The organism is Bacillus cereus group sp. RP29 (assembly GCF_040459765.1).
Classification (GTDB): Bacteria; Bacillota; Bacilli; order Bacillales; family Bacillaceae_G; genus Bacillus_A; species Bacillus_A paranthracis.
Genome location: NZ_JARVHN010000001.1, coordinates 3,916,551 through 3,943,214, shown reverse-complemented (window position 1 = coordinate 3,943,214; position 26,664 = coordinate 3,916,551). Strand labels below are relative to the sequence as shown.

Here is a 26,664-nt window from a genome sequence, read left to right as displayed (position 1 = left end):
TTTTAGGATGCTTTTACTTCACAAGATTCGGTTAGTAAGGGAACTTTTTTCGCGCCACTTAGCTTAGCGATTGCAAGGCCAATAAGAGCTCCAGCTAATGCAGGTACTAGCCAGCCTATGCCTTCATTATATAAAGGGATAAATTCAAAATATGATGTGATAAATGAAACTGAAATACCCCCTTGTTTTAATCCATCAAATACGCTCACTATAGCTGCTCCAATTAAAGCACCTACATAAACAGAACGATATCCACCAAAATATTTATGAAGTAACGATAGTAGAACAAGTACGATTGCAATTGGATATACAACGAGTAGAATTGGAACAGAGATGGCAATGATTTTTGTTAAACCTAAGTTAGCAACTAGTAACCCTAAAGCACAAATGATACTTGCGAATGTTTTGTATGAAAATTTAGTCAATAATGTTGAGAAATATTGACTACATGCAGATACGAGTCCAACACATGTCGTTAAGCAAGCGAGTGTAACGATTAGAGCTAGTAGAAGTAAGCCGTATGGACCGAATAATTGTTGTACGATAACAGTAAGTAACTGTCCGCCATTTTTTGCATATCCGAGCGAGACGCTAGTTGTACCGAGCCAGCCAAGCGCACCATATATAAGTACGAGACCAGTAGCGGCAATAAGTCCTGCTTTTGCTGTTGCGATGGCAATGGATTTACGATCATTCACACCTTTAGAGCGAATAGCATTTACAACGATAATTCCAAATGCAAGTGCTGAAATGGTATCCATCGTTAAGTATCCTTCCATAAATCCTTTGAAGATCGGGGAAGTTTGATACTCTTGCATCGCTGGTCCTGATTGCCCGAGTGGTGTAAATACACTTTTAACAAACAATAAGAAAATAGAGAGTAATAAAATAGGTGTTAATATATTTCCAATGCGATCTACAAGTTTAGATGGATTCAAGCTCAGCCAATATACGATAGCAAAGAATATGATTGTATATACAAATAGCACTAGGCTGCTAGAACGGATTGTTTCTGGTAAGAAAGAACTTACACCCATTTCATAAGCGACATTTGCAACGCGTGGAATACCCATAGAAGGACCAATGGCAATGTATACAACTACCGTAAAGAATATTCCGAATAATGGGTGAACATGACTTGCAAGTTGTTGCATACCATTTCCTGATAGAGAAATTGCGATAACAGTTAGTAGTGGTAAACCGACTCCTGTTAGTAAAAATCCAATCATTGCCGGCCAAAAGTTTTCACCTGCATTTTGTCCAAGCATGGGAGGGAAAATTAAATTACCTGCCCCAAAAAATAAAGAAAATAGCATAAGACCCGTGAAAAAAATATGTTTTTTTGATACAGTGTTCATTGTTTTTCCTCCTTTTTTACATTCATTTGTAAGAACACAAAAAACTCGTCCCTAAAGAAAGGGACGAGTTATATTTACCCGCGATACCACCCTAATTTATACATGTAGAAATGAGTCTATATGTATACGGCTTTACAACGTACAACATGATACGTGTTCCTTGTAACGGGGGACAGCCGGTAAGAACTTACTATAACATTCGGTTCTACTTCTCGGAGATGATTTTCGGTTATGCACTGAACGTTGGCTTTCAGCAAATCGCCAACTCTCTGGGGGACAGTCCTATAACGTACTCGTTCTCGTCAATGAATTTTTATTCAAGTATTCTGACAGTATTGTTACATGTTTTTTTTTGAAAGTCAATATTTTTTTGAAAAAGATATATTTATATGCGGAATTATTTGAGGTAATATTCTTTTTTTGAGGTAAAGGGGGATGTAAATTGGATTGTAAAATGGGAGTAAAAATTTGTAGAGAATTGTAAAGTTTGCGGAGAAAGTTGATATTTATAGGAGTAAAGAAGGGATTATTTGAATTTACAGAGAATAATACAACAATCCACTTGCTGGAAAGAACAAACCAAAAGAGGTGACTGGAATGCTTGCGATGGGAGTATTATTTGGCATTATTGCTATAATTGGTTTTATGTGGTTATATTATTCGCGTTCGTTTAAACAAGCAGAAGTTTTACTCTTTCAAAAAGGTAGTTTGTTGACAAATCAGTCTAGATATTTAGTATGTCCGAAGTGTGGAAGTGCACAGGCCAGAAGTGGAGGGTATCAAGAGTGTTGCAAAATTAGATTATGAAAGAAGGAAGCCTCACATTATTTTGTGAGGCTTCCTTCCTTACAACTTCATGGCGCTCCAAATGGTCCACCTATCCCTTTCGATAATAGGAGAGACGTTTTGTAAGGCAGTCTGTACTTGTTGTAGAAGTTGAGAAAGTTCATAATCTGTTAATTCGTATAGAATGGATCGACCTGTTCGGGGGGATAAATCTTGCAATAATGCTTCGACAGACTCATGTATTTTTCGTACTTCCCATTGTGTTTGAGTGGGGAACACGTGAAGAAAATATTTTTGTAATTCTTGTTGTATCGTGGTGGTTTTTGGTCGTCTTTTTGATTCTATTTCGATAAGTTTCGGAAATATAGAGAAAAAATATCCACGAATGTGTTCAGGGCTTCCAGGAATTGTACAATCTTCAATGGTTCGGTCTTGTACAATAAGTACACCGTTTTTCTTTAATATACGAGAAGCTTCACGTAGAAATGTAGGAATGTCTTGCAAATGATGAATAACCGCACGCGAAATAACAATGTCGAATGTATCGTTAGGATATGGAGTACTATGTGCATCACCGTGAATGAATGAAATATTTGAAAATCCACTACAGTTTTCTTTTGCAGCTTGTAATATTTCTTTTGAAAAATCAAGCCCAACAACACTTTTTGCTCCCATAAGAGCAAGTTCTTTCGTATAAATCCCGCCACCACAGCCGATATCAATTATTCGTTTGTTTTGTATGTCTGTAATATTTTTTATCATTTCTCTCCAAGAAATATGGGCGTTTCGCTGTGCGTATGTGTATTTATTATTTGCATCGTGAAAATTAATGGGCATGAAAAAGACCTCCTTTCAATGCTTAGTATAGCGTATTTTATAGTGTGTCACGTTTTTGTTTTTTATATGAAGATTATAAGAGTTTCTTATTGTAAAAGGAGGATTCAGTTGAAAAGGAAATATGTATTGTTGTTATTTGCTATGTTACTAGCATCTTGTAGTCAAGTTGAGCAAAAAAAAGAAACAAAAAAAGTGGAAGAGACGGTGAATGAAGTGAGAGAAACAATAGAGGTAACCGTTATACAAAAAAAAGATAAAGAGAAAAAGTTACAGGAATCTGAAGCTAATGTAGTAATAGACATTATAGATAAAGCTGAAAAACAAGAAATAACAGGTAGCTTCGGTGAACCTGAATATGAAATACAAATTAGTAGAGATGGGAAAAAGGAAACATATTATGCATGGCTAAGAGGAGAGGATAGACGAGGATGGATACAACATAAGAAAGCTATGTATATGCTGAATAAAAAAGATACAGAAAAGCTTTTGGCTATATTTCCAAATGTATCAGAACAAAAAGAAGATGAGATACAAGTAGGTCCTTTAACGGAAGTAACGAAAAAAGATTTGCAGATTACCGCGTTTCATATTAAAGCGGGCGATCAAAAAGTGAATTATACAGTACGGTATACGATTTCACAATCACTATACAACAAGTTAGAGAAGGAACAAAAATACTATTTGCAGGTTATTTTTCCAGAAAAAGTTCAAAAATTAATTGGAGCAAAAGAGAGTGAAAAAATCTTAGGAGAAAAGGTAAAGGAAGGATATAAACAGTATGAATTGCATGCTACTGTTCCGGTACAAGGTGCTTCAGAATCACAATTAAAGTCATTAGAAACATATTATGAAAATTATGATTTAAAAATATTAAATAGTAAACAAGAAAAAATAGGTGTTTTTCAAAATATTATTCAAATTGTTAAAGAGTATGGTGAAAAAATGAATTTACAAAGGTAAAGTGAATCTTTATTTAGTTTTTACGGATTGGGGTGAATAAAAATTTGTCAATTTTATATGTACTTTCCTAGGAAATGATAATAGAGAGGGGACGCCCCTCTCTATTACTTTGCTTTTGCAGATGGCTCATTCATTGATTTTCGTGTAATAAGGAAAGAAATCATAAGAGCGGAAAGGATGATAAGGGCAATAAATACGTGATTGGGCAACAAATCTAATAATAATACGTAACTAACAGTATAAAAAATAAGAGTTGAAGCTAAAAACGATAGAGCGCCTATTATGAGAGATTGTAAATTCAATTGTGTGCACCTCCTTTTATTTATATTTTTGGCTAAAAATGGATTATATAAACATTATTTCTAACAATAGAAAAAAATATGTCATAATAGAGAAAAGAACAAGCTTTGATGAATGTATATGATTCATTAATGAAAGATAAAGGAGAGGAATATGAAAAATAATAAAAAAGGATTATGGGGAATTCTTGTTGCAATAGGGCTATTTTTACTTTCTAAGTTAAAGTGGGTATTTGCAATTTTTAAATTAGCAAAGTTTTCAACGGTATTTAGTATGTTTCTATCACTTGGTGCGTACGCGGTTATATATGGTTGGAAATTTGGGGTAGCGCTCATTTATTTGTTGTTTATTCATGAAATGGGCCATTTATGGGCTGCGAAAAGGAAAGGTATACCAACATCGCCAGCAATATTTATTCCATTTATGGGCGCTCTTATTGGGATGAAAGAGATGCCTAAAAATGCAAAAGATGAAGCATATATTGCCTATATGGGACCTCTTTTCGGATTATTTTCATTTTTACCGGCTATTCCACTTTATATGATAACGAAAGAGCCGTTTTGGGCGCTCATTATTTTACTCGGAAGTATGATTAATTTCTTTAATTTAATTCCGGTTTCTCCGTTAGACGGGGGACGGATTATTTCAGTTGTAAGTACGAAAATTTGGGGAGCGGGGCTTGTTTTATTACTTGGGTATTCAATTTATTTTAAAAGTATTTTGGGAGGATTTATTGTTATTATCGGCTGTATGGAATTGTATAGAGTAATAAAAAGAGATGAGCCAATTAAGGAATTAGGATATAAAATTGATGGAATGAAAGAATATGTTGCAAGGCTTGAAGAGGAGTTAAAAGAAACTGGTGCTGTGCATCGAAATATATATATGATGCAACATGAAATAAATGTATTAAGGCAAAAAGAAAGAGAGAAAGAATTAAAAACAGGAGAATTTCAAAAGATTGAAGTGTTAGAGTATTTGTTACCGAAGTTTGAGCCACTGGATTACGTCCCGTATGAAGATGAAAAAGAAACACATACCATTCATATAAGAGAAGCATTTGAAATGTCAGAAAGAAAATTAGAGGAATGGGATGCGGAAAAGAGACAACAGGAAAACTACTATAAAGTGGATACAAAAACGAAATGGACGGTATTTGCTTGTTATATCGGATTAATGGCTATACTTGGCTACGCAGCTTATGAAGGATATATTGTTTTACAAGAACATTTGCCAACGAGAAATGTATAAAAGAATATTGTCGAAATGATAGGAAGAATTTATACAGGAATTATATTTCTACGAGAGAATGTTACAAGTATAGTCATACATTGTAATATCTTTAGTAGAGAAGGAGTTCTGTATATGAAGAAATTGTTAAATGTATTCGTGATTATTATCGTAATGATCATTGCGAGCTATAGTCTTATGAAAGTATTATTACATTATGCGAATAAGCCCGCTGAGGTAAGTACAACAGCTGAAATAGAAGATGTGCAAGAAGAGACAAAAGTACTAGATTTTATTCGTATGACACATGAAAGTTATAATAATTTCTTAAATTATGGCAAAGCAGAGAATTATACAGAAGGGGACTGGAACCAATTTAAACAATGGTTTCAACAACAAGAATCATCGTTAAAAAATATACATACAGACATAAAGAATGAAAAAATAAAACGTGATGTAAATAGAAGCTATGAAATTGTAAAAAAAGGTGTGGAGCTCCAAAATATTGAGTATGTAGTGTATGCACATCGCGTATACCATGATTTAGACATTATTGTAAATAAATATAGGGGTGAAACGAACATCTGGGGGTATACAGAAGTTGGAGATGGGAAAGATATAAGGGTAATTGAACAAGCGATACAGTCTAAATAATAAGCGAGCTAGCATTCTAGTTGGCTTATTTTATTTTGTAAGTTCAATGTTCATATATTTTTCACAAAAACACCGTGTTAATAGTGATTAAAATCACAATCTGTATTATACAATTCAGTTAAACTAAAAACAGTTAAGGAAATAGAGGAGTGGGATACAATGTTAAGTGAAAAAACAATTGAAATCGTAAAGTCAACAGTACCATTATTACAGGAAAAAGGCGTTGAAATTACAACGAGATTTTATGAAATTTTATTTTCGGAACATCCGGAGTTATTGAATATTTTCAACCATACAAATCAGAAAAAGGGAAGACAACAACAAGCGTTAGCGAATGCTGTTTATGCAGCTGCAACGTACATTGATAATTTAGAAGCTATTATTCCAGTTGTAAAACAAATTGGTCATAAGCATAGAAGTTTAGGTATTAAAGCAGAGCATTATCCGATTGTAGGTACATGTTTATTACGTGCAATTAAAGAGGTCGCAGGTGCACCTGATGAAGTATTAAACGCATGGGGAGAAGCGTATGGTGTCATTGCTGATGCATTCATTAGCATTGAAGCAGAGATGTATGAAGAAGCGGCACATAAAGAAGGTGGATGGAAAGATTTCCGTAACTTTGTAGTTGTTAAAAAAGTGAAGGAAAGCGATGTTATTACGTCATTTTATTTAAAACCTGAAGATGGAGGGAAAGTTTCTTCATTCATCCCAGGACAATATGTAACGGTTCAAATAAATATCGAAGGTGAAACATATACACATAATCGTCAATATAGCTTATCAGATGCTCCTGGAAAAGAATATTATCGTATTAGTGTAAAGAAAGAAAAAGGTATAGATACGCCGGATGGTAAAGTATCTAATTACTTACATGATCATGTAAAAGAAGGCGATATGTTACCAGTAAGTGCACCAGCAGGAGATTTCGTATTAAATATGGATTCAACTTTACCAGTTGTCTTAATTAGTGGTGGAGTAGGTATTACACCAATGATGAGTATGCTAAATACGTTAATTGAACAAGATTCAAAACGTAATGTATGTTTTGTTCATGCAGCGATAAATAGTAATACACATGCAATGAAAGAACACGTTGAGGCAGTAGATAATGAATATGAACAAGTTAAAGCATATACTTGTTATTCTGCACCAACTGAAAAAGATTTAGAAATGAAGAACTTTGATAAAGAAGGTTTTGTTGAAAGAGAATGGTTACAAACTATTATTCCGACAACTGAAGCAGAGTTTTATTTCTGTGGTCCAATACCATTTATGAAACATATAAATGCTGTACTAACTGATTTAGGTGTGAAACAAGAACATATTCATTATGAATTTTTCGGTCCAGCAGCAAGTTTACAATAAATTGAGCTTTAAGAAGCAAAAAAAACGAGGTGTTATTTTACCTCGTTTTTTATTTGTTCTCGTAATAGTCGATTTACTGTTTCACGGCGTATACCGATCAGTTGACCAATTTCAGTTTGCGTTAATATTTCATATATAGGAATGTCACCTAAATATAGTGTGAACCATTCTTGTAAGCGGTGAAGGCGTTCTTTCGGAGAGACGGTCGTCAATTGGTCGATACGTTGCTGCATCATTCTTAATTTTGACTGTAATTGCATGGCGATATTTGCATATGATGCAGGATCCGCTTGAAGTTGATCATACCATTCATTACTCATTATAGGTTCAACTTCTGTTTTCATTAAAGCGATTGCTGTACCGTGATATTCCTTCGGTGAAATTAAAGAATGGTGAGGTATCGTTTCTCCTGGAACGATAATATTGAATAGAAATGGTGTTCCATTTTCTTCTAACCTTACTACTTTTAATAAACCTGTTTTTATAAAATATAAAGGACCGTCCTCACCTTGACGGAATAGTACATCTCCTTTGTGTAAAATCAATGTTAGCCCCCCATTTAAACATCTCTATTTCTTTTATTTTAGCGTATATGTATAAAGATAATATACTTTACAACAGCAATTTCATTGACGAAATATATGCTATTACAGTAGTATACTATTTAGTGTGTAATAGTACTAGCAATGAATACGCTGTAGGGGGTTTAGTATATTGTTAGATGCGATAAAAATGACGGATATGAGAATTCCAGCGAATGCCATCATTCATGTAGAAGAGATGAAAGGTGGAGTCGTGTTATCCGTTGAAGTAGACGGCCAAATTATTTATACGATGGCTTATGATGAAGAAACAGATAGTTATGCTGAATTATATGATCGAAACGATAAGAGGGCGTGCCAAGTACATGAAGATTTTATGGGATGGTCACTTCTTCATTAAAAAAGATGTCAATATGACATCTTTTTTTATTAAACCGATAGAATATACAAAGAAATGAAATATAAGGATAAAATTTGTAATAAATGATTTTGCATTGTTAGCACTTTGTAACTGCAACTGAATTATTTTTTCGCTATCATAAAGATAACAGTCGCAGTCATAGGAGTGGTCAACGTGAAGAAAGTACATATTTCCAATTACATGTTATTATGTGTTTGTCTAATTTTATTTGTTCTCTTAGGAGGATTTTTATATTCATGTGTATAAAAAAAACGCATTCTAAAAAGAACGCGTTATAAAAAAGAAGTAATGATTAATCTAGTCCCAAGAATAATTAATGTGATACGCAATAAATTAATTACGGCGTTACCGCTTAATTTTGTATTAATATATGCCCCGATTTTTCCACCAATCCATGCACCAGGAATAAGAATTAATGCGTAAATCCAGCTGACATTTCCAAGGGAGATGTGAGTTGCAGAACTTACAATTGCTGATAGAAATACGATAAACATCGAAGTTGCTACAGCAATATGTGCTGGGAATGCAAAAAGTAGCATCATTGCTGGAACAAGTAAAGCACCGCCACCAATTCCAAATAATCCAGATATAAAACCAACTATAAAGGCGATAAAGATAGCGAGAAGCGGTGGGAATTGATAGTGTACAGTGTTTCCTTCGTTATCTGTAAAAGAGCGCTTGATTACAGTCATATTTGATAAAGAAAGGGGTTTTAATTTGTCTCGTAACATAAGAAGAATGGAGACAAAAATAAGAAAAATCCCAAAATATAAAGAAAATGTATCTTGGTTTAAAAATTTATTCGCCCACGAGCCGATGATACCACCAGGGCCACTCCCGATAAATAAAATAAGTCCACTTTTGTAATCTACTCGTTTATGCTTCATATAAGTAAGGGTGGAAGATAGTCCCGTAAAAACGACTGTTACCATTGAAGTTCCTACTGCAAGTTGTGGTGACAGGCTATGTAATCCGATTAATAACGGAACAATAATAATTCCGCCGCCAAGTCCGACTAGACTCCCGACTGTCCCGGCGATTAGCCCGATGAAAAGTAACATGATGTATTCCAAAATTGCCAACTCCTCTATATAACTTATCCACCAATTATTATACACGCTTTTTCATGAGAAAAAGCTTTGTTCACAAAAAAGTCGTCTTCCTAGAAAAATAAGGAAGACGACTTTTAATTAAAAGATTAAGTGTAATAAAGAATAAAATAAAGCAGCTAATGAAGCTGAAATAGGAAGTGTGATAACCCAAGTAATTAACATGCGTTTTGCAGTTCCCCATTTTACACCTTTTACACGATGAGAAGCACCAACCCCTAAAATAGAAGAGGAGATAACGTGCGTCGTACTAACTGGTAAGTGAATGAATGTTGCCCCGAAAATAACAAGAGATGATGATAAATCAGCAGCTACACCATTTACAGGACGAATTTTCATAATTTGTCCACCGACAGTTTTAATAATTTTCCATCCGCCGACAGAAGTACCAAGACCCATTGCAATGGCACAAGATAATTGTACCCAGAACGGGATGTCGCTAGAAGTATGATAACTATTCGCCATAAGAGCCATTGTAATAATTCCCATTGCTTTTTGCGCATCATTCGTACCATGTGTATAAGCTTGTAATGCAGCAGTGAAAATCTGGAATATACGGAAGTTTTTGTTCGTCTTCGTTAAATTAAAGTTTTTAAAGACGACTTTAAAAATACTGTATACGATATAACCAATAACAAATGCGATAATTGGTGAAATGATTAAAGCTTCAATAATTTTTATGAATCCTTTAAAGTTTAATGAACTAAAACCAGCAGCAGCGATAGCTGCACCTGCGATGGAGCCAATGATTGCATGCGAAGAACTACTTGGAATACCGTAGTACCAAGTAATCAAATTCCATGCTATTGCTGCAAGTAAAGCGGCTAAAATTACAAGAGAACCATTTTGTAAAGCGAACGGATCAACGATATCTTTTGTAATCGTTTTTGCTACACCTGTAAATGTCATCGCACCTAAAAAGTTCATAATAGCTGCCATAATAATTGCATGTCTAGGCTTTAGAGCTTTCGTTGAAACAGCCGTTGCAATAGCGTTTGCTGTATCGTGAAATCCATTAATAAAGTCAAAAGCTAAAGCGCAAATGACTACTAAAACGGTCAGTATCAAGAGTGTATCCATGATCAAACTCCTTACGCGTTCTTCATAATAATTGTTTCTAATACGTTTGCAACGCTTTGGCAGCTATCCGCTACTTCTTCAAGCTCTTCGTAAATCTCTTTGTATTGAATGATCTTAATTGGATCTTTTTCACGAGAGAATAAGTGCTTAATCGCGTGACGGCGAATATCATCACATTGTGATTCATAATCTTTAATCTTAATCGCATTTGTACGAATGTCGACTAATTTTTTGTTAGACATTAATTCAACAGAGTTTGCAATTTCAATCGCACATTGATTAATTGCTTCTACGAATTTAATCATGTATTCATCAGCTTCTGTAATAGAATACATTTCGAATAGACCAGCACTATGATCTAATCCGTCTAATACATCATCCATACTCATTGCAAGCTGTAGGATGTCCTCACGTTCAATAGGAGTAATAAACGCTTTATTTAGCTCCATAATGATTTCGTGAATAAATGAGTCACCTTTTGACTCATACTCTTTCATGCGCATAGAAAACTCTTTTAAATCGCTAGCATTTTTAATTTTATACTCCACGAAAAACTGCGCGCCTTCTTTTAAATTTTCGGAAACATTCATTAACATTTCAGAAAATTTATCTTTTTTTGATTTAAAGACCATTATTAGTTACCCCCACAAAAGTAATATATGTAAAATATATTGGCTAGTCAATTCTAACAAAAAACTGTCGTTTTTTAAAACATTTTATCGAAAAGTTTACAAAAACTTAACATAACTCTTATTGTTGTATTAATAATATTAATAATCAATATTGAATATCTTACTTGTAGAATGTCCTTTTCTTGCAAAAAGTATGAATGTGAAAGAAAAGCTTTACACTACAGGAAAGACTACGTTATTATAATAAATTTAAAAGGAGGTATATTCTTCCTTTTGAAAAGAAGAGTGTAAACAAACGAAGGAAGTGAACGAATGAAATTGAAGAACACTCACTTAAAAAAAATGCAGGAGTGGTTCAACAAGAGGAAGAAGCTTCGTAATTCATTAATTGTATTAGGAAGTTTGCTCGCTACTCTATTTATTGCTATAAATATAATAATTTCTATTCAAGACATATCTGAATTAAAGCAAGCTGTTCCGCAGCCGACCTTAATTTATGATGCAAATAATGAAGTTGCGACTAAATTAGCTTCTTCTAAAACAGAAGGCGTAAAAAAGAAAGATATTCCTGATATTATGGTTCAGGCCATTGTTGCAGTAGAAGATAAGGAATTTTTTAACCATCACGGGATTTACTATAGTGGAATTATAAGTGCAGTTTTTAAAAATATTACAGCAGGAGAAGTTGTAGCAGGGGGAAGTACAATTACACAACAACTTGCGAAAAATGTATTTCTGACACAAGACCGCACATACTCTCGAAAAATTAAGGAATATTTTTTAACAAAAAAAATAGAGCGTACGTATACGAAAGATGAAATCATTGAAATGTATATGAACCAAATTTATTTTGGTGAAGGTGCTTGGGGTATAAAAAGAGCAGCTAAATCTTATTTTGATAAAGATGTAAAAGATTTAACAATTTCAGAAGCAGCAACGATTGCGGGCTTGATTAAAGCACCATCTGCGTATTCACCTTATAAAAACTTTAACAAGTCAATTGAAAGACGTAATGTCGTATTAAGTTTAATGAAAGAGCAAGGGTATATTTCGGACGAACAGTATAATAAAGAAAAAGAGAGTGGACTTGTGTTAAAACGTGGCGTTGATGATAAATACAAGGGAAAATACTCTCAATATGTAGACTATATTGTTAGAGAGGCGATGGACAAGTACGAATTAACACAAAATGAAATTTTAGCAGGTGGTTATCGTATTTATACAGAGCTTGACCCGAAAAAACAACAGGCCGTAGAAGACGTTGTGAATAATGATAGTTATTTCAAAGATAGTGGCTCAGACCAACTCATGCAAACGGGTGTAGTTCTTATGAATCCCAAAACAGGTGGTATACCAGCTTTAGTTGGAGGCAGAGGGCCGTATCAGTTTTTACAGTTTAACCATGCAACCCAATTAAAAAGACAACCGGGCTCAACGTTAAAACCTTTGGCTGTATATGTACCAGCGTTAGAACAAGGATATGAAGTATACGATATATTAAAAGATGAACCATTTAACATTAAAGAATATAAACCACAAAATAGCGATCATACTTTTCACGGTGATGTGACAATGTATGAAGCCGTAGCAAAGTCGTATAATGTTTCAGCTGTGTGGCTATTAGAACAAATTGGATTAGATAAAGGATTGAAATCTTTAGAGCGATTTGGTATTCCATTAGTGCCGGAAGATCGTACGTATCCTATTGCTTTAGGCGGTATGCATGTGGGGACATCTCCATTTGTAATGGCTCAAGCATACAGTACATTTGCAAATGACGGAGTCCAAGTGGAAGCTCATGCAATTAGGGAGATACAAAATGCTGAAGGTGAAACGCTTGGAAAGTGGTATAAGAAAGAGACACGAGTGACGAGTGAGAAAGTTTCTCAAAAAATGACATATTTATTAAAAGGTGTTGTCGAAAAGGGAACGGGCGAAAAGGCAAAAGTTACTAATGTTGATACGGCAGGTAAGACAGGAACTACTCAAATTGTAAATGGCCCGAGCACCGGTGCAAAGGACTCATGGTTTGTTGGATACACACCAGATTTAGTAGGTGCGATTTGGGTAGGATATGATAAAACCGATAGCGATCATTATGTTCCGGGTGGTAGTCAAATTACGACGACAATGTTCCGGGATATTATGAAAAAAGCGAACGCAAATCCAGCTCAAAAAGCATTCCAGTTATCGCTCATATCTGAGGCTGATTATAAAAAACAATTGACTACAATAGAAGAGGAAAAACGAAGAAAAGAAGAAGAGAAGAGAAGGAAAGAAGAGGAACAACAACGAAAACAAGAGCAACAAGAGTGGCTTGATAAAGTGAAAGAATGGATTCCTTCATTTTGGTAAAAGAAAGAGGCGAATAAAAAAATTCGCCTCTTATTTTGTATGAAAACAAAATAAAATTTTAATCGGTAGAGATTTTTGTCTATCTTAATTAGCTATTAATCCATATCCGTTGAGATACATGAGATTACTCGTTAAGTACAATATTCGTACTGCCAAAGGATTCGGAATCGTATGTTACGATTATTTTGCCTTTACTAATAGGTTCGTAAGGTAATTCTTCTTCGTAATTACCGTTATTTTCATTGTGGATAGAAAGTGTAATTTCATCGATTTTTTTATTTGTATACTGATTTTTAATCGTTTCAGCAATCTGGAGCAACGCCTCGGAACTAGAAGCTTTCGTAATAAGCATTCCTTTTATAACTTTTTTTTCATTCTTTGTGGCGTTGGAATAAGGGATGTTACTTTGTTTCGTATATAGAAGTTTGTATGGAGTAGTTTTTTTCTCTGCTTTTGATATAGTGGAATATTTTAGAGTTAAGAAAAATCCTACACATAAAATAATGCATACCATAAGTGCAAACCAAATACGTATTAGTGACATAACTCTCATTTTCATCCCTCTTTCATATCTTTGACTTCACTATTTATCATACAAAATAAGGATTAAGATAGAGTAAATTTGAGGTAAAGAAACGTAAAGAAGGAGCACTTATCCTCCCAAATAAGTGCTCCTTTCTATATAAAGAGAGATTTAATGCACGGTTAAACGATACATATTATTATAAATATACTTTTTAAGCGAAAATTAGTAAATTCGGAATACAGATAGTGTTGCGGTTGTATCGCCTGTGTTAGGAATAGAAATAGTGTTTGCTGTAGGCTGTATAGAAATCGTTGTACCAGCTTGTAAAGTAACAATTGTAGAGAAAGAAACAGCACTACCGATAACGTTAGTTGAGAAATTACGAGTAGGTGGTTGACCATTGAATGAAATACCGAATCCAAATGGTGAAGACCCTGGGAAAGTTGTAGACGCTGAGAAACTAATATCATATACGCCTGTTTCTAAAATTGTTAAAGTATCTGAAGTATCATTGAAAGAGATATTAGTTAATTCAAACACTTGATTGAATTGAAGGTTTGTTCCAGGTGATATAGTTTGTGGATTTGAGTTTCCGATTGCCGCGATTGTTACAGGAATTGGTGTACCCGCTGGTCCGGTTGCACCAGTAGCACCAGTAGCACCTGTTGCGCCTGCCGGTCCTTGAGCACCAGTAGCGCCAGTAGCCCCTGCAGGCCCTTGAACACCTTGAGGCCCAGTAGCGCCAGTAGCCCCTGCAGGCCCTTGAACGCCTTGAGGTCCTTGAGCACCAGTAGCGCCAGTAGCCCCCGCAGGTCCTTGAACACCTTGAGGTCCTTGAGCACCAGTAGCGCCAGTAGCCCCCGCTGGCCCTTGAACACCTTGAGGTCCTTGAGCACCAGTAGCGCCAGTAGCCCCTGCAGGCCCTTGAACGCCTTGAGGTCCAGTAGCGCCAGTAGCACCGGTAGCCCCTGCAGGCCCTTGAATACCTTGAGGCCCTTGAGGTCCAGTAGCGCCAGTAGCCCCTGTTGCGCCTGCTGGCCCTTGAACGCCTTGAGGTCCTTGAGCACCAGTAGCGCCAGTAGCCCCCGCTGGCCCTTGAACGCCTTGAGGTCCTTGAGCACCAGTAGCGCCAGTAGCCCCCGCTGGCCCTTGAACGCCTTGAGGTCCTTGAGCACCAGTAGCGCCAGTAGCCCCTGCAGGCCCTTGAACGCCTTGAGGTCCTTGAGCACCAGTAGCGCCAGTAGCCCCCGCTGGTCCTTGAACGCCTTGAGGTCCAGTAGCACCGGTAGCCCCTGCTGGCCCTTGAATACCTTGAGGCCCTTGAGGTCCAGTAGCCCCCGCTGGCCCTTGAACACCTTGAGGTCCTTGAGCACCAGTAGCACCTGTTGCGCCTTGAGGTCCTTGAGCACCAGTAGCGCCAGTAGCACCGGTAGCACCGGTAGCACCGGTAGCGCCTCCGCCTCCAAGACAACCTGATCCGTATTGAACTAGGATAGCTTGGATCTCTGTTATGAGTTTAACTAGTTTGTCGGTCGTACAACAATCTACTTTGAATAACTTAGCGATATACAATAAATAATTAAGCAGACTTTGTAGTTCAACGTATAATGCTCCGCATGAGAAAGGTGTTGTTCTTAAAATAGTTAATAGATTAGCAATGATAGAATTTCCAATTTGTTTTTGTGCTGGGGATAAATCTAAGCAATTGAGGAACTTTTGTAAGTTATTGAGCGCAGCTATCAAGTTATCGATATTAGTTTGAGAAGGGTTCTGAAAGACAGCTTGAATAGCTTGGCCAAGAACTTGAAGGAGTCTAACAAATTCTGTAAGTTCGGACTTAGAGATGTTAATATGACTACAAGCTCTGACTTCGCAACAGTCATTACCATAAAATACTTTTCCTTTATTTTTATTGTTCATCTTTTCATTCCTTTCTTTCATAGAATCAATAGTCATTACTATATATTAAAATGAAATTTATACTGAATTCGTGATGGACAAACTACCATTTCTAAAAAAATAAGAAATTGGCCCGCTTGGCAAACAAATAAGTAAGATATAGAGAAGGTTTCATATAATGTAAAGAAGAAAAGTTCAACATAAAAAACTGCATGTCGATTGTTAAGGGATTTAACAATTGACATGCAGTTCGTGGATTGGATTTTATTTGTCTTGATTTAATCTTTCAAGGGCTGTTTTAGGTAAGATTGGAATTGAAATAGTAAAAGTAGTACCATCTTCATTGCTAGTCATTTTTAATGTACCATTATGATTTTGAATAATTTTTTTCGTTACTGCCAAGCCGAGTCCTGTACCGGAATCTTTTGTTGAGAAGAATGGATCAAAGATATATTCTTGAATCGCTGGTGGAATACCAGTCCCATTATCAGTGAAAGTAATACGAACAAAATTATCAAGACGGTAACTAGTAATTTGTATAGAAAGTTTTTTTTCTCCTTGAGCATCGACAGCGTTCTGGAATAAGTTTAAAAAAACTTGCACAAGTTCATGACGATCAATATGAACTAAAATATCATCTAATTCGGTAGAAAAATTATAATCAATTGAAATGTTATGTAAAAAGACTTCACTAGCTAGTAACTGTTGAATATACTCACGTAAAAACGTATTAATGGGAAAGGGTTCTCTTGTAAATTCCCGTGTTTTTGAAATAGATAAAAATTTTGTAATGATGCTATTTGCGCGATCTAATTCAGGAATAAGTAAGTTTTTAAATAGTTCTTTATTAGATGGAGAAACATTTTCTTGTAAAAATTGTAAATATCCTCGTACGGTTGTAAGAGGATTACGTACTTCATGCGCAATACCAGCCGCGATTCGCCCTGCTAACGAAAATTTTTCTGCATCACGTTCTGTGTTTAAATAATGAAAAACACTAATAACCCTAAAAATCTCTCCGTTATAATCACGAATAATTCGGTTATTTAAAATGCCATAGTTTTTGTCTAAAACTTCTTCATTATATATTTCTGTGCCTGTTCTTAATGTTTCTAGAGCTTTAATTTTTTCTTCAGGCAATTTTAGTAATTGTTGAATTGGTTTTCCAATTATATCATTTCGTACTACACCAAAATCATCTGCTGCAGCCTGATTACATAAAGTTATATTTCCTTTATTATCAACAAAGGTTACATGATGTGAAAAAGCATCAAAAATATGAATAAAGTATGTTTCAAGTTGTTTAAATAAAAATAATGAATCGCAAGTAAGTTGAAAGTCAGCCTCTTTATTCTCTTTTTGTATGTTTTGAATGGAATGAGTCGATCTCGTTTTCTTTATTTGTAAACCAATATGTGGATTTTTATATGTGAAATGATGTGGTAATTGATTTACAAGTTCTTCATAAAAACGTACTTTATTCTCTAGTTCTTCTATTCGTTTTTCATGAGATATAATATCATCGTTTGGAAGCATAAATAAATAACCCCTCAATTTAAAAATTCTTCCATCTAGTATATCATATTTTTATATGAATACTCTTAAAGATGGGACTACTTAATGAAATTGATTGGTCAAAGTGTTCAGAAAGTGGGTAGAATGGATAGAAAGTGAAGTGAAAAAGGGAGGAATATATTTGCTTTTCATTGGAGTAACAGGGTGGGGAGATCATGATTCTTTATATATAGACCCCTATGAAAATAGAAATAAATTACGAACATATAGTGAGTATTTTCCTATAGTAGAAGTGGACAGTTCATTTTATGCGATGCAACCTGAACGAAATTATACAAAATGGGCAATGGAAACACCGAAAGATTTTTCTTTTATCGTAAAAGCATATCAAGGAATGACAGGACATATGAAAGGAGAGATTCCTTTTTCTACGTTCGATGAGATGTTTGATGTATATAAACAATCTATTCTTCCTTTAATTGAAGCTAGTAAATTAAAAATGATTTTATTTCAATATCCACCATGGTTTGATTGTAAAAAGAAGAATGTAGATTTTCTCCGATATACGAAAGAAAAAATGGAAGGTTTGCCGTGTGCGATAGAATTTCGAAATCAAACATGGTTTTATCCAGAAATGAGAGATAAGACGTTACAGTTTCTAGAGCAGGAGAAATGGATTCATACAATTTGTGATGAGCCACAGGCAGGGATGGGGTCAGTACCGCTCGTATTAGAAGTAACGAATGCAGAGATGGTGTTAATACGTTTTCATGGCCGAAATGTTCATGGCTGGCTTGATAAAGGGGAAAATTGGAGAGCGGTTCGTTGCTTATATCGCTACAACAATAAAGAATTAGAAGAATGGGTAGAAAGACTAGAACAATTAAAAAAGAAGACAAAGGACATATACGTATTATTTAACAATAATTCAGGCGGAGATGCAGCTGATAATGCGAAACAGCTTATGAAAATGATGAACATTACATATGGTGAGCCAAAGCCTGAGCAATTAAATTTGTTTGAGTGATAATAAACAAGAAAGGCACTGTACAAACAGGGGGAATGTACAGTGCCTTTCTATATGAAAAAGAGGGGTAACAATGTTACTGAGCGTTTGGTTGATTCATCAATTGTTGGCTTCGTAATAAATGATAATGGTTATCATTATCATTGTCAATAGTTTTCCTAAAAATAAATAAAAAACTTTTTAGGAGATAGGAGCGATAGGGAGATCTCTAATAGAAGTTTGGCTGAAGTAATGAGTTGTTTCGAGGTAAATTTCTAGCAAACTCCTGATAACGTATAAAAAAAGAACAGCAATTAATGCTGTTCTTTGCTAGTGATGAATTGTTGTAAATCAAAAGGAGTTATCGCTTGGATAAATTCTTTTGAGATAAGTGTTTGAACAAGAGTACTCTCAGAAATAGAAGCACCTGTTTTCTTTTCATAAGCTTGTTTCAATAAATCAAGTTTTTCAGCCGTTTCTTTCGGTAATTCAATTGTTAAAGTGTTCATAATTTCTCCCCCTTACTATTAGAGTACCACTACAATATAGGAGAGACAAGAAAAGAGAATGTGAAACATAAAAAAGGTTACCATTTATAAATGGTAACCTTTTTTATGTATAAGAGTTATTAAGCAATACCGATATACTTTAAAGTTTTTGATGGAGTACTATGATCAAAGAAGTGTTGTAAAAATGCGATATCAACACCTGATTTGTATGCGCAATATCCCCAAGTTTTTCGAAGTGTATGTGAGCTAATCCCTTCTAATCCAACTTCTTTTGCAGCTTTGTTTAAAATGTACCACGCATGTTGTCTCGTAATAGATTTTGTTCCTTTTTGAGACTTTAACAATGGTTCATTACGTTTCCAAGTTTTACGTTCTTTCATGTAGTCTTCGATCGCGTGCTGTAAGTCTTCATTTACAGCGAACCATTTATGTTTCTTTACTTTTTCATTGTAAAATAAAATGGAATGGCGAACATTTTCATTTTCATCGATTACATCACTAACTTTTAATTGTAAGATTTCACTTACTTTTAAGCCAGAATTTACAGCTAATACGAATAATAAGCCATCACGTTTCGAAGATTGTAAAAGTATATTTTTGATAGTTTCTAATTGTTTTTCATTTTGAATAGGTTGTCCTGCTTGTTTCATTTCACGCACTCTCCTCTTTTATATGTGTAAAGGAAAGGATTAACTTGTTTCTTACTATAAAGGGAGAGTGTGAATTTCATGTGAACTCCTAGTGAAATTAAGACAAATTATTTGACTTCTTTTACTTTTTGTAAATTAAAGTAGAATACAACACTATTAGTCGTATTATATACACCGTACTCGGCATGGTGTAGGTCTAAAATATTTTTAACAATAGATAATCCAAGACCAGTACCACCAGTATGACGGCTACGCGATGCATCTAAACGGTAGAAACGATCCCAAATTTTTTCAAGACTGTCTTCTGGAATAGGGTTTCCTGTGTTTTCGATTTCAACTTTTACTGTATCTTCCATTTCTATAACGGAGACTTGTATTTTTTCTCCATCTGGCGTATAGCGAATTGCATTGCTAAGTAAGTTCACAACTACTTGTTCAATTCGACTACGATTCGCTTTCACAAATATAGAAGGGTCTACATCTATATTCACTTGTAAATGTTTTTCCTCCATGCTAAATAATAATTTTGTATAGACTTGTTGAATTAATTCACCGATTGAGAATGTCGTCATATCTAGTTTGTACGTACCTGATTCTAATTTTGCTAACTCTAACATTTCAACAATAAGTCTGTTCATGTTTTCTGTTTCTTCTAAAATAACATCTGTGTAATACGTCGTATCTTTACTAACGCCATCTTTAATTCCTTCTGCAAAACTTCTAATTACACTGAGCGGTGTTTTTAATTCGTGTGATACACCAGAGATGAATTCTTTCCGCGTTTTTTCTAATTGACGTTCACGTTCAATATCTTGTTGTAATTTTGTATTGGCAACATTTAATCGATCAATTCGGTCTTTTAAGTTTACAGATAACGTATTAATACTACCGGAAAGTCCGCCAATTTCATCATCTGCTGTTACAGGTAATTTCTCGCTAAAATCAAAATTGGCCATTTTTTTTGTAACACGATTCATTTTAATTAATGGTTTCACAATAATTTTTGAGTAGTAGAAGGATAACAAAATAATTACGAGAAATACGATGATTAAGGCATAGACATAATAATCTTTCAAAACGAGCATCGCTTCATTAACAGGTTGCAAGGATGCTATCGCAAAAGCATATTCTGTAATCTTTCCATTTTCCATAATAGGCTTTACAAAGATGCTATTTTTTATATTCTCTTCACTATCTAGTAGAAAATAGCTTAATTGATGCGAGTTAGCAGTACCATTTCTAATAATATCTGCAAAATATTGAACGGCTTGTAATGTTTCAAAATCATTTGCAAGACGAACATCCGCTTTGGATGGAAGCTGTAACTTAGAAACAATACCAGTAAACTCAATTTGAGTCACAGGTTTGTATCGGCTTGTAATTCTATTTTTAGAAGGATTGCCATTAATGGATGAAAAATCTGAATTGATACGTTCGTTTTGCCATCGATTATAACTTGTTGTCAATTCTAGTGGTGTTATTATTTTCCCTCGTACCCAACCGACGACGTTGATCATGTCATCTTTTTTCAATCCTAAGTTTTCAAATTTTTTATATTCTTCGGGCGTTAAAAGATTATTGAGCGGAATGGAATATGCTTCACTATTTTTAGGATTAATTACATCGATATAGTAATTGTTGTCACTTTTAATAATGCCTTCAGGAGATAGAAATTGCATATCAGCATTTGTTTTATCATGAAATTCTTGTTTTAGTTTTCGAATTTCTTCATAACTTTTCCCACTTTTTTCGTACGTATCTACGAAATCCTCAAAAGCAGTTTGAACTGTTTTTACTTTTTTATTAATATAAAATTTCTCTAAAAATAGAGATTGTCCTAAGAAAAAAAGGAGGAATATGATTGTAAATAATGTCGATGTTAATAAAAATAGTTTAAAGACGATACTTCTGTTTTTCACTGCGTCACCTCTTGTGAGAAATACTGTAAATGATTTCTTTATTATAACAAATGGTACAAAAAAGTAGAGGAGAAAATCTGTCTCTTCCGAAAGTAGTTTTTAATAAAAAGTCACATAAAAAGAACTCGACAGACGTATGACGAGTTCTTTAATGTATTATTGTTGAATTGCTGCATCTAAAGCGATTTCAATCATTTCGTTAAATGTAGTTTGACGCTCTTCAGATGTTGTTTCTTCACCAGTGAAGATGTGATCACTTACTGTTAAGACAGATAATGCATTTACACCGTATTTCGCTGCTAATGTGTAAAGCGCAGTTGTTTCCATTTCTACTGCTAGTACACCGTAATCTCCAAGCTTTTTCACCATGTCCATGCTCTCACGGTAAAATACATCTGCTGTTAAAACGTTACCAACACGAACGTGTAGGCCTTTTTCAGTTCCAGCATCGTAAGCTTTTTTTAGAAGGTCGAAGTTTGCAGCTGGTGCAAAATCAAATCCTGGGAATGTTAAACGGTTCATATTAGAATCCGTACAAGCTGTCATTGCAATAATAACGTCACGTACTTTTACGTCTTTTTGAATAGCACCGCAAGTTCCAACGCGAATTAAATTTTTAACTCCGTAGCTTTGGATTAATTCGTTTACATAAATAGAAATAGAAGGAACACCCATACCTGTACCTTGCACAGATACACGTTTTCCTTTATAAGTTCCAGTGAAACCTAACATACCACGTACGTTATTATAGCAAGTAACGTCCTCTAGAAATGTTTCAGCAATATATTTTGCACGCAATGGATCACCAGGTAATAGAATAGATTCAGCGATTTCACCTTGTTTTGCTTCAATATGTACACTCATGAAAAGTCCTCCTTATAATGTATTGATAGAAATCAATATCATTTGCATTATACACTATGAATCCTTTCAATTAAAATCTTTTTTATCCTTTGTAATATGTGCAAAACAGAAGGATTTCATAAATCATAATCTAGAATATATATGAAAGAAGTTTTGTATGAATAGAGACTATAAAAATGGTAGGTGATGTTTTGAAAAATCTTGTCATTGGACTTGTTGCTTTGTTATTTATTGTGGTAGGTGGATTTTACATAAAAAAGTATCAGGAAACTACAGAGACTGTAGGTGATGTTCAGGAAGTAAAATGGGATGTATCAAATGGAAAAGGAAATGAGAAAGCAAATATTTCATTTCAATTATTAAATAATAAAAATAACGAAGTTCGTGGTGTGAACGATCAAATTCGGGCAGTTATTGTAGACGGACAATTAAAACATGTACAACAAATGAAACCTACATTCGCAGGAAATGGATCATATAAAGTATCTTCTAAAATAGCGAAAGATGAAGGATATACAATATTTTTATATGAAGACAAAAATAAGTCTGTGCAATCATTTGCGAAGAAAGATTTTGGGAAAGAAATAGACGAGAAAAATAAGAAAAAAGTAAAATTTCCAATCGATAGTGTACTTACAAAAAAAATAGGGGAGTATGAAGTTTCTCTTTTATTCGGTGCACTGCATCCGAATGAGCCAGTGACGTTAACATTTCAATTTCAAGCGAAAAAGGGTGAGAAATTGAAATTACATGCAGAGAGAGGAGAAGTGGAGGCGCTCTATATTGTGGATGAAACGAGAGAAAATTTTTTATATGCAATCCCTGTTGATACAGAGGGGCAATTACAATACCGTATTACATTTCCCGTTGAAGGAACGTACAAAATATGGGGAGATTTCTATATAAATGGTAAGAAATATGAAAAAGAATTTATTGTACAAGTTCAAAAAAGAAAAAACAGCTAACTATTTAGCTGTTTTTTCTTTTTCCTATTAATTTTGTTACAGAGAGCATTGTAATTGGTAAAGAATGATTCTTTCTAAATGCTAAATATTTACCGCTCCATGTTGGTTTATATTTTTCTTTAAAATGTCGTAACCCGCTGAAACTATATGTGTAACGAACATTATTAAAGATGGCAGCGGCAACTCGTTCAGACCAGAAAGATTGTGTCGATAAACCTACATTCGAAAGTGGCGCCATGCCAATATTAAAGGAGTGGTATTCATTTTCTTTTGCCCACTGGAATAGGTGGATGAAAATGGCATCCATAATGCCGCTAGGTGCATCTGGATAATACCGCATTAAATCAACAGACAATGATCCGTCTTGATATACGGGCATAAATGTCGTGAATGCAATGATTTTTCCATCTGCATCAGATAATGTAGCGATAGGAGCACGGCTAATATATTCACGATCAAAGTATCCGAGTGAGAAACTTTTCTCTTTTTTTCCACCGAGCCACGCATCTGAAACTTTTTTTAATTCTTCAAATAGTTCATCTGAGAACGGCGGCTGGTGAATAGAGAATGTATAGCCTTCTCGTTCAAAACGGTTGAAAGTCGCTCGCATACCGGCGCGTTTTTTTCCTGTTATTGTAAATGTATTCAAATCAACGACAGCTTCTTCACCAAGCTTAAAGAAGTTGTAACCAAAATCATGATATAAACTCATCCATTTACTTTCGATTTGGTAGAATACACAAATGTATCCAAATCGGTCAGCTTCAGCTAAAAACTCTTGTAACACAGTACGGTAGGAGGAAGGATCTCCAATTGGATCACCTAGTACAACAAGACGTTTTCCAGTTATAGAGAAGAGAAGGAGCGCTTTCCCATCGCTACTGAAGAAGAATTGTTTATCACCTAAAAATCCTAAATGACTAAGTACATTTCCGCCATGTTCATCTAAAAAGTTTTGCAATCTTTTATCATTAGCTGGTTGCCCGGGAAATTCATTTCGATAACGATTAGCAATGAGTGAGCCAATCAATAAAAATGTAGGAACGAAAAAGGCAGCAGCTAATGCACTTCGTTTCACTTGCGTAATATTACGAACGACAAAATCGGGTTTAAAAGCTTCTTTTGCACCTGCAAATAAAATACCTAAGTTTTTATATAAATATAAAGTTATAAGTAAGAATATAAAAACTTTTACGATATCAGAAAGTGAGACTTCCATTTTCTCGCGTACAAATCTTTTACGAAGCATATATAATACAGCGAGTACAATTAATAAAATAAACGTTTCTTCAATATCAATCCCTTTTAGCGTATTAAAGATAGCTGCTCCGATTAAAGAAATAATCGTCATATAGTAAGAACGCTTTGTTCCATAATATATGCCTCGTGAAAGGATCAGGAGGAGAATACCGAATGTTAGTGATAAGCTAAAAGAAAATTGAATAAGATGTTTTGGAGCTAGAATATGTAAGGCGTGTGCTCTGTTTATACTTGTCGGTAGAATGGTCGATAAAATAACCATTAATCCAGCAAATACTGTTAAAGCAGCAGAGGCCCACGAACCTAGTTTTCCTAGAAAATCACGCTGCAAAGTCCATATAACACCAGTTGTTTCTAATGCAGGCGCAATAAAAGGCTTATCTTCAAACTTTTTAATGGCCACGCCTGTCATTTCAAAAGCTGCAAAAATAAGACCAAGGCAGAATGGTAAAATGTAATAGACGAGGCGATATAATAACATAGCAGGTAGTAATACGCCTGTATCAATGCCATATTGTCCGAGCCCAGTTAAAAAGACAAGGTCAAATGAACCAAGTCCACCAGGTACAAGACTAACAACACCAGCTAAAGCAGCGATTACATACACACCTAAAAACTTTTGAAATTCGATATCAATGCCAAATAATATTAGTATGACGTACATAACAATACCAGCAGATACCCACTCAACTAATGAAACTAATGAGTATAAAACAGTTGGATTTTTCTCTTCTTCTCGTTCATCTTGTCCTTCGGTTTGCTTTGGTTTTCTATTTTTTAGTTTAGAAAAGCCAATGTATATAGGGACGAAAAGGGCGAAGAAGATCAAAACAGGCCATAGCCACGGTTTTTCATGCAAAATAAAACTTGTGTCTAATATTCCAATAAGGCCGAGGAATGAAAGAATAGCGAGTCCGTTAATAAAAGCAGTTGTCATCCAGGCGATACTTTTAATCAGCTTGCCATTTTCTTTTATGTATGGACGATAAAGCATCGTACGTACACCCGCTCCAACGAGACCACCAAATCCAATAAATCCATTTAAGGTATTAGCAATCCATGAGATACGAAAAATCTTTTGGACAGGTATATCAGCTTTTAAATAACGAAGCATAACATAGTCGTAAAAGAACATTGTTGATACGGCAAATGCACCAAGTGTAATGGCTAAAAAGACTCCTCCGGTTGGAATGTTTTTAATTGTATTGATTGCTTCTAAAAAAGAAATGCCTGCTAATTCTTTTTTTGCTTGAAAGAATACAATTGTTAATACAACAAATGGGAAGATAATTTTCCCGATTTGTAAGAAACGTTTCCATGAAAACGACATAAATACAACTCTCCTTGTATAAGAAAACTGAGACAATAATATTATTATGACAAACTTCAAGAAAAATAAAAAGGTAAATTCCTGTATAAGGAAGCTATTTTTTATAAGGGTTATATTTAAAAGAGTATTTCGTTTGTCAGAAAATTAAGTTAAAATGAATTGAAAGAAGGAAGAGAGGGGAAGTAGATGATTATAATAGGTTATGCGGGATATGAGCTAGAGAAAGCAAAACCTAATACGTCAGAAGATTTTTTTAATAGATCTGAAGTGACATATATATTAAATGATAAAGAAAGAACCTTTTCTGTTTTATATGTTCGGTATTTTGAAGAAGTTGTACAAGAAATTACTCCTTTTGAAGGAAATCCGGTATGTAAAGTAGAAAATCAAGACATATATTTGCGGGATATTGTAGCGATCTGTTGTTTACTGAAAGAGAATGAGCTTCGCATGCAAAAACGTTTGTATTTAAATAATATAGAAGAATTCCAACAATATTTTGATGAGGAAATAGTCGTGAAAGTACAAGAAATATTGGCTGAATTACATAAAAATAAAAGAGTAGAAATAGAGTGAACTGGAAAAGGAG

The 26,664-nt window shown here is 34.6% G+C and carries 25 protein-coding genes and 1 other annotated feature; of the genes, 10 read left to right on the top strand and 15 right to left on the bottom strand.

Going from position 1 to position 26,664, the window contains the following annotated elements:
* Window positions 1-2: 2 nt before the first annotated feature.
* Window positions 3-1,358, bottom strand: coding sequence for a branched-chain amino acid transport system II carrier protein BrnQ3 (brnQ3, locus tag QCI47_RS20835; RefSeq protein ID WP_309422149.1), 1,356 nt, complete (start codon window positions 1,356-1,358; stop codon window positions 3-5).
* A 56-nt stretch (window positions 1,359-1,414) separates the two neighbouring features.
* Window positions 1,415-1,673, bottom strand: a binding site (T-box leader).
* Between the two features lie 282 nt (window positions 1,674-1,955).
* Here brnQ3 and QCI47_RS20830 point away from each other — a divergent pair.
* A complete protein-coding gene (locus tag QCI47_RS20830; protein ID WP_000880630.1) occupies window positions 1,956-2,165 on the top strand; it encodes a hypothetical protein in 210 nt (69 codons plus the stop codon).
* A 39-nt stretch (window positions 2,166-2,204) separates the two neighbouring features.
* On the opposite strand, the gene QCI47_RS20825 is transcribed toward QCI47_RS20830, so the two are convergent.
* Window positions 2,205-2,981: a class I SAM-dependent methyltransferase gene (locus QCI47_RS20825; RefSeq protein ID WP_001122122.1), complete on the bottom strand. Its 777-nt coding sequence runs from the start codon at window positions 2,979-2,981 to the stop codon at window positions 2,205-2,207.
* Window positions 2,982-3,089: 108 nt separating this feature from the next.
* Here QCI47_RS20825 and QCI47_RS20820 point away from each other — a divergent pair, with 108 nt between their 5' ends.
* Window positions 3,090-3,941, top strand: coding sequence for a YhfM domain-containing protein (locus QCI47_RS20820; protein ID WP_061131234.1), 852 nt, complete (start codon window positions 3,090-3,092; stop codon window positions 3,939-3,941).
* Window positions 3,942-4,045: 104 nt separating this feature from the next.
* Here the strand turns inward: QCI47_RS20820 and QCI47_RS20815 are convergent, their stop codons facing one another.
* The gene (locus tag QCI47_RS20815) at window positions 4,046-4,243 is read right to left on the bottom strand and encodes a hypothetical protein (protein ID WP_001053353.1); all 198 of its coding nucleotides are present in this window, start codon (window positions 4,241-4,243) and stop codon (window positions 4,046-4,048) included.
* 151 nt (window positions 4,244-4,394) lie between these two features.
* Between QCI47_RS20815 and QCI47_RS20810 the strand changes: the two genes are divergently transcribed.
* The 3 genes from QCI47_RS20810 to hmpA all read left to right on the top strand — a co-directional run bounded on the left by QCI47_RS20810 (window position 4,395) and on the right by hmpA (window position 7,493).
* A complete protein-coding gene (locus QCI47_RS20810; RefSeq protein WP_000794507.1) occupies window positions 4,395-5,492 on the top strand; it encodes a site-2 protease family protein in 1,098 nt (365 codons plus the stop codon).
* Between the two features lie 114 nt (window positions 5,493-5,606).
* Complete coding sequence (locus tag QCI47_RS20805) at window positions 5,607-6,125, top strand: hypothetical protein (protein ID WP_000735216.1); 519 nt, start codon at window positions 5,607-5,609, stop codon at window positions 6,123-6,125.
* Window positions 6,126-6,284: 159 nt separating this feature from the next.
* The gene (gene hmpA / locus QCI47_RS20800; RefSeq protein WP_000947704.1) at window positions 6,285-7,493 is read left to right on the top strand and encodes an NO-inducible flavohemoprotein; all 1,209 of its coding nucleotides are present in this window, start codon (window positions 6,285-6,287) and stop codon (window positions 7,491-7,493) included.
* Window positions 7,494-7,525: 32 nt separating this feature from the next.
* Here the strand turns inward: hmpA and QCI47_RS20795 are convergent, their stop codons facing one another.
* Window positions 7,526-8,038, bottom strand: a complete 513-nt coding sequence (locus QCI47_RS20795; RefSeq protein WP_000600590.1) for a Crp/Fnr family transcriptional regulator — start codon at window positions 8,036-8,038, stop codon at window positions 7,526-7,528.
* Between the two features lie 169 nt (window positions 8,039-8,207).
* Between QCI47_RS20795 and QCI47_RS20790 the strand changes: the two genes are divergently transcribed.
* Complete coding sequence (locus QCI47_RS20790) at window positions 8,208-8,435, top strand: hypothetical protein (protein WP_000882907.1); 228 nt, start codon at window positions 8,208-8,210, stop codon at window positions 8,433-8,435.
* 293 nt (window positions 8,436-8,728) lie between these two features.
* Here the strand turns inward: QCI47_RS20790 and QCI47_RS20785 are convergent, their stop codons facing one another.
* The 3 genes from QCI47_RS20785 to QCI47_RS20775 form a co-directional block, all read right to left on the bottom strand.
* Complete coding sequence (locus tag QCI47_RS20785) at window positions 8,729-9,529, bottom strand: sulfite exporter TauE/SafE family protein (protein ID WP_000455758.1); 801 nt, start codon at window positions 9,527-9,529, stop codon at window positions 8,729-8,731.
* Window positions 9,530-9,646: 117 nt separating this feature from the next.
* The gene (locus QCI47_RS20780; RefSeq protein ID WP_000380271.1) at window positions 9,647-10,645 is read right to left on the bottom strand and encodes an inorganic phosphate transporter; all 999 of its coding nucleotides are present in this window, start codon (window positions 10,643-10,645) and stop codon (window positions 9,647-9,649) included.
* 11 nt (window positions 10,646-10,656) lie between these two features.
* On the bottom strand, window positions 10,657-11,277 hold the full coding sequence (locus tag QCI47_RS20775) for a DUF47 domain-containing protein (protein ID WP_000231448.1): 621 nt from the start codon (window positions 11,275-11,277) through the stop codon (window positions 10,657-10,659).
* Window positions 11,278-11,589: 312 nt separating this feature from the next.
* On the opposite strand from QCI47_RS20775, the gene QCI47_RS20770 reads away from it, so the two are divergent.
* Window positions 11,590-13,632, top strand: coding sequence for a transglycosylase domain-containing protein (locus QCI47_RS20770; RefSeq protein WP_000769282.1), 2,043 nt, complete (start codon window positions 11,590-11,592; stop codon window positions 13,630-13,632).
* Window positions 13,633-13,756: 124 nt separating this feature from the next.
* Here QCI47_RS20770 and QCI47_RS20765 read toward each other — a convergent pair whose 3' ends face one another.
* The 3 genes from QCI47_RS20765 to QCI47_RS20755 all read right to left on the bottom strand — a co-directional run bounded on the left by QCI47_RS20765 (window position 13,757) and on the right by QCI47_RS20755 (window position 17,593).
* A complete protein-coding gene (locus tag QCI47_RS20765) occupies window positions 13,757-14,185 on the bottom strand; it encodes a hypothetical protein (protein ID WP_001265559.1) in 429 nt (142 codons plus the stop codon).
* Window positions 14,186-14,380: 195 nt separating this feature from the next.
* A complete protein-coding gene (locus tag QCI47_RS20760) occupies window positions 14,381-16,078 on the bottom strand; it encodes a Gly-Xaa-Xaa repeat protein (RefSeq protein WP_353812015.1) in 1,698 nt (565 codons plus the stop codon).
* A 243-nt stretch (window positions 16,079-16,321) separates the two neighbouring features.
* Window positions 16,322-17,593: an ATP-binding protein gene (locus tag QCI47_RS20755; protein WP_061130457.1), complete on the bottom strand. Its 1,272-nt coding sequence runs from the start codon at window positions 17,591-17,593 to the stop codon at window positions 16,322-16,324.
* Between the two features lie 160 nt (window positions 17,594-17,753).
* Between QCI47_RS20755 and QCI47_RS20750 the strand changes: the two genes are divergently transcribed.
* Complete coding sequence (locus QCI47_RS20750; protein ID WP_061130452.1) at window positions 17,754-18,599, top strand: DUF72 domain-containing protein; 846 nt, start codon at window positions 17,754-17,756, stop codon at window positions 18,597-18,599.
* A 293-nt stretch (window positions 18,600-18,892) separates the two neighbouring features.
* On the opposite strand, the gene QCI47_RS20745 is transcribed toward QCI47_RS20750, so the two are convergent.
* From QCI47_RS20745 to deoD, 4 genes are all read right to left on the bottom strand, one after another.
* The gene (locus QCI47_RS20745; protein WP_001094859.1) at window positions 18,893-19,087 is read right to left on the bottom strand and encodes a DUF3924 family protein; all 195 of its coding nucleotides are present in this window, start codon (window positions 19,085-19,087) and stop codon (window positions 18,893-18,895) included.
* A 119-nt stretch (window positions 19,088-19,206) separates the two neighbouring features.
* Window positions 19,207-19,737, bottom strand: a complete 531-nt coding sequence (locus QCI47_RS20740) for a tyrosine-type recombinase/integrase (RefSeq protein ID WP_000806236.1) — start codon at window positions 19,735-19,737, stop codon at window positions 19,207-19,209.
* A 107-nt stretch (window positions 19,738-19,844) separates the two neighbouring features.
* A complete protein-coding gene (locus QCI47_RS20735) occupies window positions 19,845-21,656 on the bottom strand; it encodes a sensor histidine kinase (RefSeq protein WP_000797491.1) in 1,812 nt (603 codons plus the stop codon).
* Between the two features lie 156 nt (window positions 21,657-21,812).
* Complete coding sequence (gene deoD, locus QCI47_RS20730; RefSeq protein WP_000110707.1) at window positions 21,813-22,520, bottom strand: purine-nucleoside phosphorylase; 708 nt, start codon at window positions 22,518-22,520, stop codon at window positions 21,813-21,815.
* 176 nt (window positions 22,521-22,696) lie between these two features.
* Between deoD and QCI47_RS20725 the strand changes: the two genes are divergently transcribed.
* A complete protein-coding gene (locus QCI47_RS20725; RefSeq protein ID WP_073536390.1) occupies window positions 22,697-23,485 on the top strand; it encodes a hypothetical protein in 789 nt (262 codons plus the stop codon).
* A gap of 4 nt (window positions 23,486-23,489) precedes the next feature.
* Here the strand turns inward: QCI47_RS20725 and mprF are convergent, their stop codons facing one another.
* Complete coding sequence (mprF, locus tag QCI47_RS20720; RefSeq protein WP_000010860.1) at window positions 23,490-26,075, bottom strand: bifunctional lysylphosphatidylglycerol flippase/synthetase MprF; 2,586 nt, start codon at window positions 26,073-26,075, stop codon at window positions 23,490-23,492.
* A 186-nt stretch (window positions 26,076-26,261) separates the two neighbouring features.
* Between mprF and QCI47_RS20715 the strand changes: the two genes are divergently transcribed.
* A complete protein-coding gene (locus QCI47_RS20715; RefSeq protein WP_000583786.1) occupies window positions 26,262-26,651 on the top strand; it encodes a hypothetical protein in 390 nt (129 codons plus the stop codon).
* Window positions 26,652-26,664: the final 13 nt, after the last annotated feature.